Source organism: Thalassolituus oleivorans MIL-1 (genome assembly GCF_000355675.1).
Taxonomy (GTDB): Bacteria; Pseudomonadota; Gammaproteobacteria; order Pseudomonadales; family Oceanobacteraceae; genus Thalassolituus; species Thalassolituus oleivorans.
This window is the reverse complement of sequence record NC_020888.1, coordinates 744,304-760,654: the sequence shown is the minus strand read 5'-3', so window position 1 is coordinate 760,654 and position 16,351 is coordinate 744,304. Positions and strand designations below refer to the sequence as shown.

Sequence of the window (16,351 nt, the reverse complement as noted above, 5' to 3'; positions counted from 1 at the left end):
AATCCTAGCAGACTCAGAACCTTCGAGATCAATAGAACGACGAACCTGCTGCCGCTTTCTCAATCACATTAGCAGGTACGCGATAACGTTCGCCAACGGCATCCGCTAACTCATTCGCTTCGGCAATAAAGCGATCCATACCAATGATTGTTTCTACGTATGAAATCGTACCGCCAGTATGAGGGGCAAATCCCCAACCAAAAATAGAACCGATATCAACTTCATGGGCACGAGTAATCACACCCTCAGAGACACAACGTAAAGTTTCTACGGCTTGAACATGCAGTAAACGCTTTACCACATAATCCGCATCAGGCTGTGTAACCGCCAGAGGGAAGCGCTCTGCTAAACCGCTCCACAGCATTTTTTTCGCTGTTTTATCATCGGTAGCCGGATAATCATAAAAGCCTTTACCTGTCCGTTTACCAATACGGTCAGCCTCTTCGACCATATATTTAACGACTTCATCGGCAGGATGAGCAACATAGGCATCGCCCAAATCTTTGCGCGTTTGAGTACCAATGCGGTTCATTAACTCTAAAGTGACTTCGTCGCTTAGCGCTAATGGGCCAACCGGCATACCAGCTTTTTTACCCGCATTTTCAATCAATGCTGGGGCAACCCCCTCTTTCAATAACGCCATGCCTTCCATCACATAGGTACTGAAGACTCGTGAGGTATAAAAGCCACGACTGTCGTTTACAACGATTGGGGTTTTACGCAATTGCTGCACGTAATCCAATGCCCAAGCTAAAGTATGCTGCGATGTTTGCTCGCCCATAATAATTTCGACCAACGGCATTTTATCCACCGGCGAGAAGAAATGTAGGCCAATAAATTGCTCAGGTCGCTGACTCGCTTGCGCTAAACCAGTAATCGGCAAGGTTGAGGTATTTGAGGCGAAAATGGCATCACTACCAATAACAGCTTCTGCCTTAGCCGTGACATCGGCTTTAATCGTACGATCTTCAAACACGGCTTCAATCACTAAGTCGCAACCGGCAAGATCATTAAAATCCGTGGTTGCGAGAATTCGGCCTAGTTGTGCATCCGCCTTTTCTTGGGTCATTTTTCCGCGTGTTACACGCTTCTTTAAAATGCCTTCAGAGTAAGCTTTCCCACGATCAGCTGCTTCTTGCTTAGTATCAAGCAATACCACATCCATACCACTCAGCGTTGATGAGTAAGCAATACCAGCGCCCATCATGCCAGCGCCTAAAATACCGACTTTCTTAAACTGCTTTTTCTCAACGTCTTTTGGACGATTTTTCAGTTTATTGGCATCTTGTAATGCAACAAAGAAAGTACGAATCATAGCTTTCGCCTGATCGCTTAATAGCAATTCAGTGAAGTATTTCGCTTCAATTTCTAAAGCCGCATCAATCGGCAATTGGCAACCTTCAAATAAGGTTTGCAGAATCGCCTGTGGCGCAAGGTAATTACCTTGAGTCTTTTTACGCAACATTGCCTCCGCACCCATAAATGCTTGTGCGGCTTTAGCCGATTGCACTTCACCACCGGGTAAGCGGAATTTTTTATCATCCCAAGGCTGTATCGCTTTAGGGTTATTTAATGCCCATTCTTTCGCTGCACTGATCAGCTGATCTGCAGGAACAACGGCATGAATCAAACCGGCAGCTAAGGCTTCAGCAGGCTTAGCTTGCGTGGCTTGTAACAACCACGGCATCGCTGCTTGAATACCTAATAAACGCGCTAAGCGTTGTGTACCACCGCCCCCCGGCAGTAAACCCAAATTCACTTCGGGAAAACCGAAACGCGCTTTGCTGTTATCTGCTGCGATACGTTGATGGCAGGCCAGCGCGATTTCCATACCACCGCCCAGTGCTGTGCCATTTAAAGCAGCTACAACCGGCTTACCAGCCGTTTCCATGCGGCGCATTAACACATGCAATTTACGGATAAAGCCCATAATCGTTGCTGGATCTTGTGGCATGGTTTGAATTTCATGCAGGTTGGCCCCAACAATAAAATCGCTCTTGCCAGATGTCAGAACAATGCCTTTTACCGCATCGTTAACCAACAAGCTTTCCAGCACTTCAGCAAAGCCAGCCACAGCCGCTTGCGCCAATGAATTCACCGGCGCGCTTTGATCATTCCATGTTAAAACCACGATACCTTGATCGTCGATCTCATGAGTAAACATTGTATTCGCCATCCCGTTTCTCCCGTCGATGGTTTGCAGTCGTTAGCAAAGAATTAAACGCGTTCGATAATCGTTGCTGTACCCATACCACCACCAACACATAAATTAATCAGTGCAGTGCGTTTATTCGTGCGTTCGAGTTCATCCAGCACTGTACCTAAAATCATGGCACCTGTTGCACCGAGCGGATGGCCCATCGCAATCGCGCCGCCATTCACATTGATACGACTATGGTCGATGCCCATTTCTTTCATAAACAGCATCACCACCGAGGCAAACGCTTCGTTTAATTCCCACAAGTCGATATCCGAAGCCTGCATACGTGCATTGGCTAATGCCTTACGAGCACTTGGCGCTGGGCCGGTTAACATAATGGTTGGTTCAGAACCAACCGAAGCCGCTGCAACAATGCGCGCACGTGGAGTTAAACCTAACGCAGCACCCATTTCGCGAGTACCGATTAATACCGCCGAAGCACCGTCAACAATACCCGATGAGTTACCGGCATGATGAACGTGATTAATGCGCTCAACCTGTGGATAAACCTGTTGCGCAATCGCGTCGAAACCTAGTCCCCCATGCATTTCAAACGATGCATTTAGTTTACCTAAACCCTCGACCGTAGCTCCTGGACGCATATGTTCATCACGATCCAATAAGGTAAAACCAAGCTGATCTTTTACTGGTACAACTGATTTAGCGAAAAATCCGTTATCCCAAGCGTGCTTAGCACGACGCTGTGACTCTACTGCATAGGCATCCACATCGGCGCGCGAAAAACCGTGCATAGTGGCAATTAAATCAGCGGAAATACCTTGTGGTACAAATGATAATTTATTGGTTACCGATGGATCGGTGTAATACGCACCACCGCCTGATCCCATAGGAATACGCGACATACATTCAACGCCGCCACCAATCGTCATCTGTGCTTCGCCCGCTTTGACTTTAGCTGCAGCCATGTTCACGGCCTCTAAGCCCGAAGCACAAAAACGGCTCACCACGGTACCCGCAACAGTTTGCGCGTAGTCGGCCATCAGTACGGCGGTGCGAGCAATATCAGCACCTTGTTCCATTACCGGCTCGACGCACCCCAAAACAACATCATCTAATTTCGATGTATCGAGATCATTACGCTTTTGTAATTCACGCAATAAACCCGACATTAAATTCACAGGGGTTACGCTGTGCAAACTACCGTCTTTTTTACCGCGACCACGAGGGGTACGAACGGCATCAAAAATATAGGCTTCAGTCATGATCCTTACCCTGTATTAAATAGTACGAGAAATAATTTCTTTCATAATTTCTGATGTGCCTGCGTAAATGCGCTGCACACGAGAATCGGCATAGGCACGAGCGACTGGGTATTCCCACATATAGCCGTAACCACCGTGTAACTGTACACATTCATCAACAATGCGACATTGAGCCTCAGTAGCCCAGAGTTTCACCGAAGCGGCCGCATCAATGCTGAGTTTTTTCTCGCAATGCAACTCTAAACAACGGTCTACATACGTTTGCGTAACGGCAAGTTCTGTGCGGATTTCGGCTAATTTAAAACGAGTATTTTGGAAGGCTGCAATCGGTTTACCGAATGCTTTACGCTCTTTCACGTATTTAACTGTTTCGTCGTAACAAGCTTTCGCGACGGCGGCACCAATGATGGCAACACTCAAACGTTCTTGTGCTAGTTCTTGCATTAAATAAATGAAGCCAGCGTTTTTCTGACCTAATAAATTACTTTTAGGAACACGAACATTGTCAAAAAATAGCTCTGAAGTATCTTGGGATTTCATACCCACTTTCTTCAGATTTTGACCACGAGCAAAACCAGCGCGATCAGCTTCGACTAAAAACAAGCTAACGCCTTTTGCACCGGCTGATGTATCCGTTTTAGCAACAACAATAAACAGATCAGCCATTTGACCATTAGTGATAAAGGTTTTAGAACCATTAATAATGTAATCGTCGCCATCTTCGGTGGCACTAGTGCGAACACCCGCTAAGTCTGAACCGGTACCCGGTTCAGTCATAGCGATTGCGGTAATGACTTCCCCCGTACACATCTTTGGCAGCCACTTCTTTTTTTGTTCTTCAGAACCATAATGCAAAATATAAGGCGCGACGATATCCGAATGTAGAGAAAAACCTGGGCCTGAAGCAAACACATAGCCTTGCTCTTCAATGGCAATAGCAGAGTAACGAAAATCAACACCAGCGCCGCCGTATTCTTCAGGAATATGAGAGCATAAAATACCGGCCTCGCCTGCTTTTAACCAAGCTTCTCGGGAGATTTGACCGTCTTCTTCCCACTGATCAATATTTGGCTGAATTTCACGCTGCATAAATTTACGTACCGCGTCGCGGAACATGTCATGTTCTTCGGTATAAACACTGCGAGGGATCATTATTTGCTCTCCTTAAGGGCTGTGTAACCTGCCTGACGTGCAACGCCACTAAGCAACAGGCGGTCGATGTCTGTCGCTGTGCAGTGAACTTCATGCAGGATATTCTGAGTATGCTGGCCTTGCTCTGGACCAACGGAATCAGCTAAATGTTTTTTATCGGAATATTTAATTGAGGGCGCAGGGCAACGAATGGTTTGACCACTAGGGGTGGTTAATTCTTGCACCATTTCTCGTGCTAACAATTGTGGATGCTCAAACGCCGCTTGGGGGGTCAATATTGGGGTTACGCAGCAATCCGCATCAGCGAACAGGTCGCGCCAATGCGCTTGCGGCTCAGATGCAAAGACGGCAGCTACTTCTGCACGTAATTCCTCTGCTTTGTTTCCCATATCTAAATAACGCGCTTTCCACTGCGGTTTATTCAGTACGTCGCATACTTGCAACCAGAATTTTTCTTCCAATGCACCAACCGCCATATATTGGTGATCAGCTGTGGCATAAATGGAATAACATGGGCGCGCACCGGTCAGCATGTCTTGACCACGAGGCAAAGATTTGCCCATTAAATTCATGCTAGCCATTGTGATAACGTGGTGGGCAAACGTGCAGTCCGTCATCGAAATATCTAAATAACTGCCTTCACCATGACGCAAGCTACCAACGACTCCCGCCATAATCGCCATCGCGGCACTGAGTGATCCACCCGCTAAATCGGCAATTTGAAAATTACCTAACACAGGCGCGCCATGAGCTTCACCCATTTGCTCCAAAACACCGGCTGTCGCGCAGTAGTTCATGTCATGTCCAGCTTTTTCCGCCCACGGACCTGTTTGGCCATAACCAGAAATAGAACACACGACGATCTTTGGATTAATTGCCTTAAGTGCTTCATACGAAAGACCAAGACGCGTCATAACGCCGGGGCGAAAACTTTCGAGCAGAATATCGGTTTTTTCGACCAAACGAAGGAGCAAGGTATGCCCTTCGGCGTTACTAATATCCAAACTAATGGATTCTTTACCACGATTTAAAATATGAAATGCAGGGCTTACCATGCCCTTCGGCATTCCCATAAAACGGGTGTAGTCACCGGCTTTGGTGTCTTCCACTTTGATCACTCGAGCACCCATATCGCGTAAGTGCATAGAGCACATGGGGCCGGGTAACAGGCGCGACAAATCGAGAACAGTCATCCCTTCTAAAGGTAAAGCCATAGTGCCTTCCTAATTCTTGTTATTTGCATTCGAAGACGGTTCGTGTCGAGACACCATCCTGATAAGTTACCTTAACGTAACTCAAGTTACCTTAAGGAAAAACTGAGAGCAAGGTGCAAATCATGCACACCAATGACAGATTAGCACCGACGAATAACTTGAAAGGAAATAGAGGTGAACAGGTCAGGTATTAGGAATGATCTGCCATAAAAGCTTGAAATTCGGCCTCAGGATCGAGATTCAGTAGCCGCAAATCGTCTTGCGCTGATAACTCTACCGCGCGTAATTCATTAATAGTTGCTTCGAGATCGCGTCGTTGAGCTTCGAGTTCGTGCAAACGCTGACGACACTTTTGCATCATGCTTAATAGACGCTCAGGGTTGGTACGATCGGCATCGTATAGATCAAGATAGGCTTTTGTGGCTTCTAAAGAAAAACCCAAGCGCTTAGAACGCAATACAATTTTTAGACGGGCGCGCTGGCGATGATCATAAATCATGGCACGACCAACTCGGCGAGAACGGATCAAGCCTTTCGATTCGTACAGGCGAATGGCCCTAGGAGTGATGCCAAATTCAGTGGCAAGGTGTGCGACGGTATAATAATCGTCTGAACTGTTGAGGTCGGTCATACCCATCTACACTGTCATAAAGGCGTCATCATATCATTAGCGACTCCATTCCTCAGCACCTGATCGCACAAAGGCGACACTCCCTCTGCTCATTCCTGTTAATCCATCAATTCAACGCTGATGTCTCTTGGGATTCTGTCCTATAATGTTTTCACTTCTACTTATCTCACCTTCTTTTCTATTTGCAATTCGTTACTCATACCAAAGCGACGGCTTCGACGTCCAAGTTCAAAATGGTAAAAACTTGGCAAGAAAGATAGAGGAGAACCTAATTTATCAGCCTTAAAGTATCAAAGGAGTTCGACTATGAACCTTCAAGATAAAGTCGTAGCAATTACTGGAGGAGGCCAAGGTCTTGGCCGCTCAATGGCCGTATATTTAGCGCATAAAGGCGCTCAAATCGCGATCATCGACCTAAGCCAAGAAAACATGGATGAAACCAAGCGCCAAGTTGAAGCCGCCGGCAGTAAAGCCTGCACATACTTGTGTAACGTTGCCAACGAGGAACAGGTTGAGGAAACCTTCGATGCCATTATCGGCCAAATGGGTGGTTTGCACGGATTAGTCAACAACGCCGGTATTTTGCGCGATGGTTTGCTGGTTAAGGTAAAGGATGGCGAAATTACTAAAATGACACTGGCGCAATGGCAAGCAGTCATCGACGTGAACTTAACCGGTGTGTTTTTGTGTGGTCGTGAAGCAGCGATTCGCATGATTAAGCACGGTGAGGGTGGCTGTATCATCAATATTTCCAGCATTTCGCGCTCGGGGAATATGGGCCAAACCAACTACTCTGCCGCCAAAGCGGGTGTAGCCACCATGGCGGTATCATGGGCTAAAGAACTCGCTCGGTACGGTATTCGCGCGAACGCTATTGCTCCAGGTTTTATCGCCACTGAAATGACTTCTAGCATGAAGCCAGAAGCCCTCGAAAAAATGACCGCTGGTATTCCATTAAAACGCATGGGGCAACCGGAAGACATCGCTAATGCGGTCGCTTTCCTATTGGAAAACGATTACATGTCAGGTCGTGTTGTTGAAGTTGACGGCGGCTTACGCCTGTAGTTTCCGCAGTCATTGGGTAGTATGAGAGGCCGATCTCGACTACCCAATGGATTCATTCGCGCATGCCCCAAGACCAATCAAATACTTTCTTAACTGCCGAACAGCACTTGTACGCAGCGCTGGCGCTTATCCCCTATGGCAGTGTTACCAGCTACGGACGTCTAGCAGCGATGGCGGGATATCCCGGTCGAGCACGTTGGGTGGGAAAAGTTCTCAGTCAATTACCTGCAGACAGCCAACTTCCATGGCATCGTGTCATTAATGCCCAAGGCAATATATCCTTCCCTGCGAACAGTGATGCGGCCCTACGCCAGAGCACCCGACTATTGGCAGAAGGGATCGCCGTTCGCAATGGCAAAAAAGTCTTAGCCAAACTAATGTGAGATTCTACACGCTTGTTCAGAGTCGAGTGACGACAAGTGCTGTCAGATTCGGACACTGCCATAAATGTCGTAACTAACTGGTACTTGTGCCATTTGAATTTGTCGCCGTTAAAACGAGCGAAATTAGTCCATACTAGGTTCTGCAAGGCCGTCAAACGCAGCCTATGAAAACAACCCATCGACATTAAAATCTCTTTAAAATCAATAAGTTAATGGTTAAAGACTGAAAAACCCAATGCAACTATTTAAACTTATAAAATGTAACACTAAAGGCCAAAGAAACAGCTATTTAAGCCATAAAACGGCTTATGATCGCGATGCGGCGCTATCACGTAGCCCCGCCATAAGAATGGATTCATATCAAACTTTCACCTAACTTTGTCATGGGATCACCTGTTAACTCTTGCGGTTTTACGACAAAGTACTCGTAATGAGCGCGAACGCCTCTCAAATTACAAAAACAACGTCGATACCAGGAAACCTTCCATGTCTAAAGAATATTTTGACGTACTTATTATTGGTGCTGGCTTGTCCGGTATCGGAACAGCATGTCACCTAAAGAAAGAAGCCGCGGGTAAGACATTCGCTATCCTTGAAGGCCGAACAGCGATTGGTGGTACTTGGGATCTATTCCGTTACCCTGGCATTCGTTCTGATTCCGACATGTTCACCTTAGGCTACGAATTTAAGCCTTGGACGCAACGCAAAGGTATTGCCGACGGTGAAGACATTCGCAATTACATTCGCGAAGCTGCTGCAGATTATAATATCGAGCCCCATATTCGTTACAGCCATAAAGTAAAAAGCGCTGCATGGTCAACCAAAGATGCTCAATGGACTGTCGATGTTGAACTAAGCGACACCGGCGAAACAAAACAGTACGTTTGTAGTTTCTTCATTAGCTGTACCGGTTACTACAACTACGATCAGGGCTTTACGCCAGATTTTGAAGGCCGCGACGACTATAAAGGTCAGGTACTACATCCGCAGTTTTGGCCTGAAAACCTAGACTACCAAGACAAAAAAGTTGTGGTAATCGGCTCTGGCGCGACGGCGGTAACACTCGTTCCTGCGATGACAGATAAAGCACAAAAAGTGACTATGCTGCAGCGTTCACCGTCTTATGTATTGTCGGTACCGCAAGAAGACATCATGGTTAATGGTTTGCGTAAAATTTTGCCAGAATCATGGGTATATCGCATTATTCGTGGTCGTAACGTATCGATTACTTTGGGCATTTATAAGTTCTGCAAAGCCTTTCCAGGTGCCGCTCGTAATCTTTTACAAGGCATGATCAAGCGTCAGCTACCGGCTGATTTTGATATGTCTCACTTCACTCCTAAATACAATCCTTGGGATGAACGTCTATGCGCAGTACCTAATGGCGATATGTTTAAAGCCATTAAAAAAGGGAAAGCAGATGTGGTGACCGACCATATTGATCGTTTCACTGAGAAAGGCATCCTGCTCAAGTCTGGTAAAGAGTTAGAAGCCGACATCATCGTTACCGCGACGGGCTTACAAGTGCAAATGCTGGGTAACATGAAACTGACGATGGATGGCGAGCCATTAAGTATCGCCGATAAGATGAGCTTTCGCGGCGCTATGTTCGAAGATGTTCCAAACTTCAGCATGGTATTCGGTTATACCAACGCTTCTTGGACACTTAAAGCAGACTTAATCGCAAGCTGGGTTTGCGGTTTAATGAAGCACATGGATGACAAAGGCCTGCGCCAAGTAACCCCTCGCAACTATGACAATAGCATGGAAAAAGTGTCATTTATTGAGATGCAATCAGGTTACATTGAACGTATCCGTAATACGATTCCGCGTCAGGGCACCAAGAAACCTTGGAAGCTTTATCAAAACTACATGCTCGACATGGCGTCTTTGAAATTAAGCAGCTTTGAAGAAGAGACGTTGGAATATTCCAACCCGATACAAACGTCAGAACCTAAAATGGCGTAACTGTCAAAACAGTTGCCCCATAAAAAAACGGCCCTCGTGGCCGTTTTTTTATGCATATTATTCGCGTTTTAACTCTTTTTCATTCTACTTTGAATTGCATTACGCGCTGCGTTAAAGCGTCCGTAATCGCTTGTGTTTTACGCACAGCCTCCACTGTACCTTCGGCATTAATCGACGTTTGCTCACCGCTATCACGGATGGCACCTAGGTTATGTTGTAAATCATCCGAGGCACGTTTCTGCTGATTAGCAGTCACGACGATGGCACTGGTTTTACCTTGAATATCCCCCATGCTGAGCTGAATTTCAGCCAAGGTCGTACTTACTTGAGCTGAATTTTTCACCGTTGTATCGACCATATTGCGATTTACTTGCATGGTGTCCACGGCACTCACGATGTTTTGCTGTACATCGCTAATTAAGCCTTCAATTTCCCGTGCCGACCCTTGCGTGCGACTCGCTAATGTACGCACTTCATCAGCAACAACGGCAAAACCACGCCCCTGTTCACCCGCTCTTGCCGCCTCAATCGCTGCATTCAATGCCAGTAAATTGGTTTGCTCTGCAATACCTTTAATGGTTTCTAAGATACTGCTGATACTTGATGAATTTTCCGCTAAACGATTTACCGCTTCCATAGAGTTAGCCATTTCATCCGACAAGCGTCGCACCTCGTCCATTACTCGAGTAACTACCTGCCCTGCTTGATCCGATTTCTTTTGACCTTCTAGTGCTGCTGATTCCGCTTCTGCTGCCAAACTCGTTACTGCAGCAGCTCCTTTTGCGACTTCACTAATAATCACTGAGACTTGATTGGTTTGTTCCAACTGATTAGCAACTGCCAAACGATTTCTATTAGCAATTTCTTCCACTTGATTAACGTTTGAACTAACCGATGCAGATGAATCTCTTACGGCGGTAAGGGTCACTCGAATATTTTGTACCATACCGTTAAAGGAGTCTCGCAACTGCCCCATTTCATCACGGCCATGGAAGCGAATTTCATGGGTTAAATCACCATGTGCAATATCACCCGCAGTTTTGGCAAAGCGCTTAATCGTAAAGCGAATCGACATAAAGAAAGCAAGATACAAATATACAATAATCGATAATGCCGTCAGCAATACAAACACTAAAATTGTAATGCGCTTTTCTTGAGCCAAATAACGTTTATTCAACGTATTTTTAATCATAGGAAACACGAGGTCTTCAATGCTACTCAAAGCGACGATCTTATCCTTATAGTGCTTATGAAAATCTTGCCACTTCATTTCTACCGATGCAGCGCCAATTATTTCCTCGTCAAGTACAACTCGTATATCCGTCAATGCTGCTTTGGCTGCTTGTGCTGCCGTTATCAGATCTTGATTTTTAGTTGCTTCAGCCGATACGATAATTAAATCAACATCGGGTCCAGCAGCTAACAATTTGTCGTAAACCGCATTCATCAAATCGTAAGTCGCGGACTGCAGATATTGTTCAACGAAGGAAAACACACCACTGGCATGTCCTAAACCAGCCGCACGTTCAACTTGCGGTAAATCGTCTAATAAAATTCCCGTTAAGCGCTGAATACCAATATCACTATCCAATGAAATACCGGCGGATTGGCTGTACTGCTTAGCAATTAAATAGATTTCATCAATAACAATTTGAAAGTAATTAAACTGATCTAAAAAAGTAGGTTGACGATATTCGCCAATTACACTGAAGCGCGGTAAAAACTTAGCACGCCATTCTTCAAGCGAGGTTTGCAGATCCACATCGTCAACGCTAGAAATTAATTCTGCAGTCCGCTTGGGAATACTTTCTAGCATAGCATTCGCAGTTAGCTTCAAATCGTCGTCGAGTTGGAAACCAGTTACTGCGGCAAGATCGCGGGTATCTTCTAAAAAGTGCGCAAAATCCAACAAGCGCCGAACGTCGTCAACACTATTCAGCTCTTGCTCGGTCTTTTTCAATGATTCAAAAGCGGCCAGAAATACTTGTCCACTGAGAACAACCAAAGGCACCATGAACAAAAAACTAATAAGTCCAAATTTGGCAGCATAATTTAACTGCCCCATAAACTTGATGCCCGGCCACATCAGCGATCTAAACATAGTGATCACACCCTTAATTCATATCTAAGACCAAACGAAAATTACATAAGCAGGGTTCTCATGTCTTCGAGATAACCCACGACGCATTGGCCAAATCTAGCGGCCTCAGCCCCATCTACGACGCGATGATCATAAGAAAGGGACAACGGCAACATCAGCCTTGGTTGGAAGCTGGTTCCATCCCAGACCGGTTTCATTTCGGCTTTGGACAAACCCAATATTGCCACCTCAGGTGGGTTAACAATCGGCGTAAATGCCGTCCCACCAATACCACCCAAACTAGACAAACTGAAACAACCACCCTGCATCTCTGTTAAGGGTAGCTTACCTAAACGGGCCAGCTCAGCTTTGTTACTCAGTTCTTGTATGATTTCTGTAACCGTTTTGCCATTAACATTACGAATTACAGGGACAAGCAAGCCTTTAGGTGTATCTACGGCAACACCGATATGAATATACTGCTTTAAAATCAACGACTCACCGTCTTCGGCTAATGACGAATTAAAGGTAGGAAACTCCTCTAACGCTCGCGCAATGGCTTTTAATACGAAGGGAACGATGGAGTAGCGCACCCCCTGTTTGTTGGTTTCGTTTTGCGCCTTACGGAAAGCTTCAAGGCTGGTGATATCCGCTTGATCGAATTGCGTGACTTGCGGCACGTTCAACGATGCAATTGTCATCGCTTTCGCAGTTGCGCGTTTAATTCCATTCAAAGGTTCAGTGGTTACAGGCCCAAATTTAGCGAAGTCCACTTTCGGGACAGGTGGGATGCCTGCCCCTCCGCCTACCGCTGCCACACCACTCACGCGTTCCTTAACAAAGGCTTGAATATCTTCTTTCAAGATTCGATGTTTTGGACCTGTGCCTTTTAACTTGCCTAAATCAACACCAAATTCACGAGCGAGTTTGCGCACAGATGGCCCTGCATGAACCACTGCTGAACTCACATGATCGTCTACAGCCTTTACAGGCGCGGTAACTGACGGCTCTATATTGGTTTTGGTTTTGCTCTCGCTGGCAGCCACGCTAGGAGCCGTCGTCGCGGCTTTCAGTGTCGGTGCCGCCGCCGTTACGGTCATGCGCACCATTGCATCACCTTGGCTAAGCTTATCGCCCAATTTCACCAACACTTCTTCGATATGGCCAGCAACACCAGCAGGAATTTCCATGCTGGCTTTATCCGATTCAAGAACAACGACCGCTTGCTCATCGTTAATGTCATCACCCGCGCGTACCAGCACTTCGATGACCTCAACGCCTTCAGCACCGCCCAGATCAGGCACAACAATGGTTTGAACCTCTGACGTTGAAGCTGCAGGAGCGCTACTTATAGCAACCACCGACTCAAGCTCGGGGCTACTTTGCTCTTTAGCCGGCTCAGATGGCGTAGCTTGATCCGATGGCGTAGCTTCTGCACTTGCCGTACCGGTATCTAACTCAATAAAGACATCGCCCTCGCTGACTTTATCGCCCAATGCGACACTAATAGCCGTCACGGTTCCGGCAAATTCAGACGGAATTTCCATGCTGGCTTTATCGGTTTCCAATACGATCAGTGCTTGTTCTACATCAACCTGATCGCCTACTTTTACCAAAATCTCGATCACCTCGACCTGACTGGCACCACCTAGGTCTGGGATTTTTACAGTTGTCATAATGCTTTATCCTTAGCTATACAGCGGATCTGGTTTGCTCGCATCAATACCTAGCTCTTCTCGCCAAGATTCGAGTTCTGTTAAATCCAGCTGTTGCAATCGACACAATTCATAACCCGCTGACCATGCGACATGCTGCCAATTCACTTCGAAGAACTGACGTAAATTTTCGCGTGAGTCACTGCGACCAAAACCATCCGTTCCGAGGGTTTTATAGGTACGACCTGCAGGAATAAATGGGCGTATTTGTTCGGCATAAGACTTCATATGATCGGTAGCCGCAACAATCGGCCCTGCCGTTGTTTGCAATTGCAGAGTGACATACGCTTCACGACCGCGCTCGCCTGCAGATAGCATAGTTTCACGTTCACAATCCAAGCCATTACGGCGTAATTCATTAAATGACGTGACACTCCAAACATCAGCACTAATGCCTTTGTCAGCAAGCCAAACCGCGGCTTTTTCGACTTCGCGTAAAATCGCACCACTACCCAAGAGTTGTACTTTTTTATCGCTTTGATTAGTGGATTCTCGTAGACGATAAATACCTCGACGAATACCCTCTTCTACGCCCTCAGGCATAGCTGGATGAACGTAGTTTTCGTTCAAGCTGGTGATGTAGTAGAAGACTTTTTCTTTCTTCTCGTACATACGTTTTAAGCCATCTTGAATGATCACAGCCAGCTCGTAGGCGTAAGTAGGATCGTAAGAAATGCAGTTAGGAATAGTGGAAGCCAAAATATGACTGTGACCATCCTGATGCTGTAAACCTTCTCCGTTTAACGTCGTTCGACCTGACGTTGCGCCTATTAAGAAACCTTGGCACTGCATATCACCCGCAGCCCATGCCAAATCGCCAATACGCTGAAAACCGAACATGGAGTAATAGATATAAAACGGGATCATGGCCAAGCCATTCGTGCTGTACGAGCTGGCTGCTGCCATCCATGCGGCAAAAGCACCCGCTTCGTTGATACCTTCTTCTAGAATTCGGCCTTTTTTATCTTCGCGGTAATACATAACCTGGCCTTGATCGACCGGTTCGTATAATTGCCCTTCCGACGAATAAATGCCCATTTGGCGGAATAAACCTTCCATACCAAAGGTTCGCGCCTCATCAGGCACAATAGGCACGACACGATCCCCCATGCTTTTATCGCGCACTAACTGCGACATAATGCGCACAAACGCCATGGTCGTAGAGATCTCACGCTCGCCCGAACCTTCTAATTGCGAACTAAAAAATGAGACATCAGGTGCAGTTAATGCGGTCCAATTTTCGGTGCGCTGGGGTAAATAACCGCCGAGTTTTTCGCGCTGCTTACGCATATAGGTTAATTCAGGGCTATCTGCCGGAGGACGATAAAATGGCAAATGCTCCAAATCTTCATCACGAATAGGAATATCAAAGCGATCACGGAACGCTTTTAAACCTTCGACATCCAACTTTTTAACCGAGTGCGCTTGGTTCTGCCCTTCCGCCTCAATACCCATACCGTAACCTTTAACGGTATGGGCCAAAATAACCGTCGGCTGACCCGTATGATTTACCGCTGCATGATAAGCCGCGTAGACTTTATAAGGATCGTGACCACCACGATTTAATTTATAAATATCTTCATCCGACAAGTCTTTGATTAATTCTTTTAGCTCAGGATATTTTTCGAAAAAATGCTCGCGGGTGTATTTACCACCCTTAGCTTTGTAGTTTTGATATTCACCATCGACGGTTTCATCCATGCGCTTTTGCAATAAACCTTTACGATCTTTTGCTAGCAAGGGATCCCAATGGCGCCCCCAAACCACCTTAATGACGTTCCAGCCAGCGCCACGGAACTGGCTTTCTAATTCTTGGATAATTTTACCGTTACCACGCACAGGGCCATCTAGACGCTGTAAATTGCAGTTAACAACAAAGATTAGGTTTTCGAGCTTTTCGCGCCCTGCCAAACCAATAGCACCTAAGGTTTCTGGCTCATCACATTCGCCATCACCCAAGAATGCCCACACTTTTCGACCCTTGCGTGGTACTAATTCTCGTGCCGACAAATAGCGCATAAAGTGCGCTTGATAAATTGCCTGCAACGGTCCCAGCCCCATAGAAACTGTCGGGAATTGCCAATAATCCGGCATCAACTTGGGGTGTGGATAAGACGACAAACCGGGCGCTAACGCTTCACGACGAAAGCGTTCCAAATCCGCCTCTTGGAAACGGCCTTCTAAATAGGTACGCGCGTAAATCCCCGGAGAAACATGGCCTTGATAATAAATTAAATCCCCTAATGGCGATTGCTCACTGGTTGGATTTGGTGCGCGGAAGAAGTGATTAAATGCGACATCATATAGCGTGGCACTCGAGGCAAAACTGGAAATATGGCCACCTAGGTCACCAGCACCTTCTTTGTTGGCGCGCATTACCATCGCTAACGCATTCCAACGCACGAGCGAACGAATACGTCGCTCCATAAACAAATCCCCTGGCATAGGGGCTTCATTCTCTGGCGAAATCGTATTGCGATAGGGAGTATTCAATGCATAAGGTAGGGGCATTCCATCACGTGTGGCCCGCTCGGCAATGCGTTCGATTAAGAAATGCGCACGCTCAACACCTTCTGCGCGAATTACGGAATGAATGGCATCAACCCATTCTTTTGTCTCTTGTGGGTCGGTATCATTCGTGAACAACTGGTCATCCATCATTTTGGCTCCTGACTTGGGGCATAGTCCTTCACCCAGTATAGTTAACCTCTGTACAAACA

At 46.4% G+C, this 16,351-nt stretch carries 11 protein-coding genes; 3 read left to right on the top strand and 8 right to left on the bottom strand.

The genetic code is table 11. The features are described 5' to 3' along the window. Window positions 1-28 precede the first annotated feature (28 nt). The 5 genes from TOL_RS19390 to TOL_RS03460 form a co-directional block, all read right to left on the bottom strand. On the bottom strand, window positions 29-2,176 hold the full coding sequence (locus TOL_RS19390) for a 3-hydroxyacyl-CoA dehydrogenase NAD-binding domain-containing protein (RefSeq protein ID WP_015485892.1): 2,148 nt from the start codon (window positions 2,174-2,176) through the stop codon (window positions 29-31). A gap of 41 nt (window positions 2,177-2,217) precedes the next feature. Beyond that, complete coding sequence (locus TOL_RS03475; protein ID WP_015485891.1) at window positions 2,218-3,423, bottom strand: acetyl-CoA C-acetyltransferase; 1,206 nt, start codon at window positions 3,421-3,423, stop codon at window positions 2,218-2,220. A 15-nt stretch (window positions 3,424-3,438) separates the two neighbouring features. Beyond that, on the bottom strand, window positions 3,439-4,575 hold the full coding sequence (locus tag TOL_RS03470) for an acyl-CoA dehydrogenase family protein (protein WP_015485890.1): 1,137 nt from the start codon (window positions 4,573-4,575) through the stop codon (window positions 3,439-3,441). Next, complete coding sequence (locus TOL_RS03465) at window positions 4,575-5,789, bottom strand: CaiB/BaiF CoA transferase family protein (protein ID WP_015485889.1); 1,215 nt, start codon at window positions 5,787-5,789, stop codon at window positions 4,575-4,577. Before TOL_RS03465 ends, TOL_RS03470 begins: the two co-directional genes overlap by 1 nt. Before the next feature lie 190 nt (window positions 5,790-5,979). Then, window positions 5,980-6,420, bottom strand: coding sequence for a MerR family transcriptional regulator (locus tag TOL_RS03460; protein WP_025266194.1), 441 nt, complete (start codon window positions 6,418-6,420; stop codon window positions 5,980-5,982). A 306-nt stretch (window positions 6,421-6,726) separates the two neighbouring features. Here TOL_RS03460 and TOL_RS03455 point away from each other — a divergent pair, with 306 nt between their 5' ends. From TOL_RS03455 to TOL_RS03445, 3 genes are all read left to right on the top strand, one after another. Next, window positions 6,727-7,485, top strand: a complete 759-nt coding sequence (locus TOL_RS03455; RefSeq protein ID WP_015485887.1) for an SDR family oxidoreductase — start codon at window positions 6,727-6,729, stop codon at window positions 7,483-7,485. A 62-nt stretch (window positions 7,486-7,547) separates the two neighbouring features. Next, complete coding sequence (locus TOL_RS03450; protein ID WP_015485886.1) at window positions 7,548-7,868, top strand: MGMT family protein; 321 nt, start codon at window positions 7,548-7,550, stop codon at window positions 7,866-7,868. Between the two features lie 486 nt (window positions 7,869-8,354). Next, window positions 8,355-9,836, top strand: a complete 1,482-nt coding sequence (locus TOL_RS03445) for a flavin-containing monooxygenase (protein WP_015485884.1) — start codon at window positions 8,355-8,357, stop codon at window positions 9,834-9,836. Between the two features lie 79 nt (window positions 9,837-9,915). Here the strand turns inward: TOL_RS03445 and TOL_RS03440 are convergent, their stop codons facing one another. From TOL_RS03440 to aceE, 3 genes are read right to left on the bottom strand one after another with little or no spacing between them, the layout of a single operon-like run. After that, window positions 9,916-11,937 carry a methyl-accepting chemotaxis protein gene (locus TOL_RS03440; RefSeq protein WP_015485883.1) on the bottom strand — a complete coding sequence of 674 codons (2,022 nt, stop codon included), beginning with the start codon at window positions 11,935-11,937 and terminating at the stop codon, window positions 9,916-9,918. 41 nt (window positions 11,938-11,978) lie between these two features. Beyond that, on the bottom strand, window positions 11,979-13,592 hold the full coding sequence (locus TOL_RS03435; RefSeq protein WP_015485882.1) for a dihydrolipoyllysine-residue acetyltransferase: 1,614 nt from the start codon (window positions 13,590-13,592) through the stop codon (window positions 11,979-11,981). A gap of 12 nt (window positions 13,593-13,604) precedes the next feature. After that, window positions 13,605-16,289, bottom strand: a complete 2,685-nt coding sequence (gene aceE, locus TOL_RS03430) for a pyruvate dehydrogenase (acetyl-transferring), homodimeric type (RefSeq protein ID WP_015485881.1) — start codon at window positions 16,287-16,289, stop codon at window positions 13,605-13,607. Window positions 16,290-16,351 lie beyond the last annotated feature (62 nt).

Excerpts from the sequence above, each read along its gene's own strand:
- TOL_RS03450 (WP_015485886.1), top strand. The coding sequence starts at position 7,548 with ATGCCCCAAGACCAATCAAATACTTTCTTAACTGCCGAACAGCACTTG.
- TOL_RS19390 (WP_015485892.1), bottom strand. The coding sequence starts at position 2,176 with ATGGCGAATACAATGTTTACTCATGAGATCGACGATCAAGGTATCGTG.
- TOL_RS03435 (WP_015485882.1), bottom strand. The coding sequence starts at position 13,592 with ATGACAACTGTAAAAATCCCAGACCTAGGTGGTGCCAGTCAGGTCGAG.
- TOL_RS03445 (WP_015485884.1), top strand. The coding sequence starts at position 8,355 with ATGTCTAAAGAATATTTTGACGTACTTATTATTGGTGCTGGCTTGTCC.
- TOL_RS03440 (WP_015485883.1), bottom strand. The coding sequence starts at position 11,937 with ATGTTTAGATCGCTGATGTGGCCGGGCATCAAGTTTATGGGGCAGTTA.
- aceE (WP_015485881.1), bottom strand. The coding sequence starts at position 16,289 with ATGGATGACCAGTTGTTCACGAATGATACCGACCCACAAGAGACAAAA.
- TOL_RS03455 (WP_015485887.1), top strand. The coding sequence starts at position 6,727 with ATGAACCTTCAAGATAAAGTCGTAGCAATTACTGGAGGAGGCCAAGGT.
- TOL_RS03460 (WP_025266194.1), bottom strand. The coding sequence starts at position 6,420 with ATGACCGACCTCAACAGTTCAGACGATTATTATACCGTCGCACACCTT.
- TOL_RS03475 (WP_015485891.1), bottom strand. The coding sequence starts at position 3,423 with ATGACTGAAGCCTATATTTTTGATGCCGTTCGTACCCCTCGTGGTCGC.
- TOL_RS03470 (WP_015485890.1), bottom strand. The coding sequence starts at position 4,575 with ATGATCCCTCGCAGTGTTTATACCGAAGAACATGACATGTTCCGCGAC.
- TOL_RS03465 (WP_015485889.1), bottom strand. The coding sequence starts at position 5,789 with ATGGCTTTACCTTTAGAAGGGATGACTGTTCTCGATTTGTCGCGCCTG.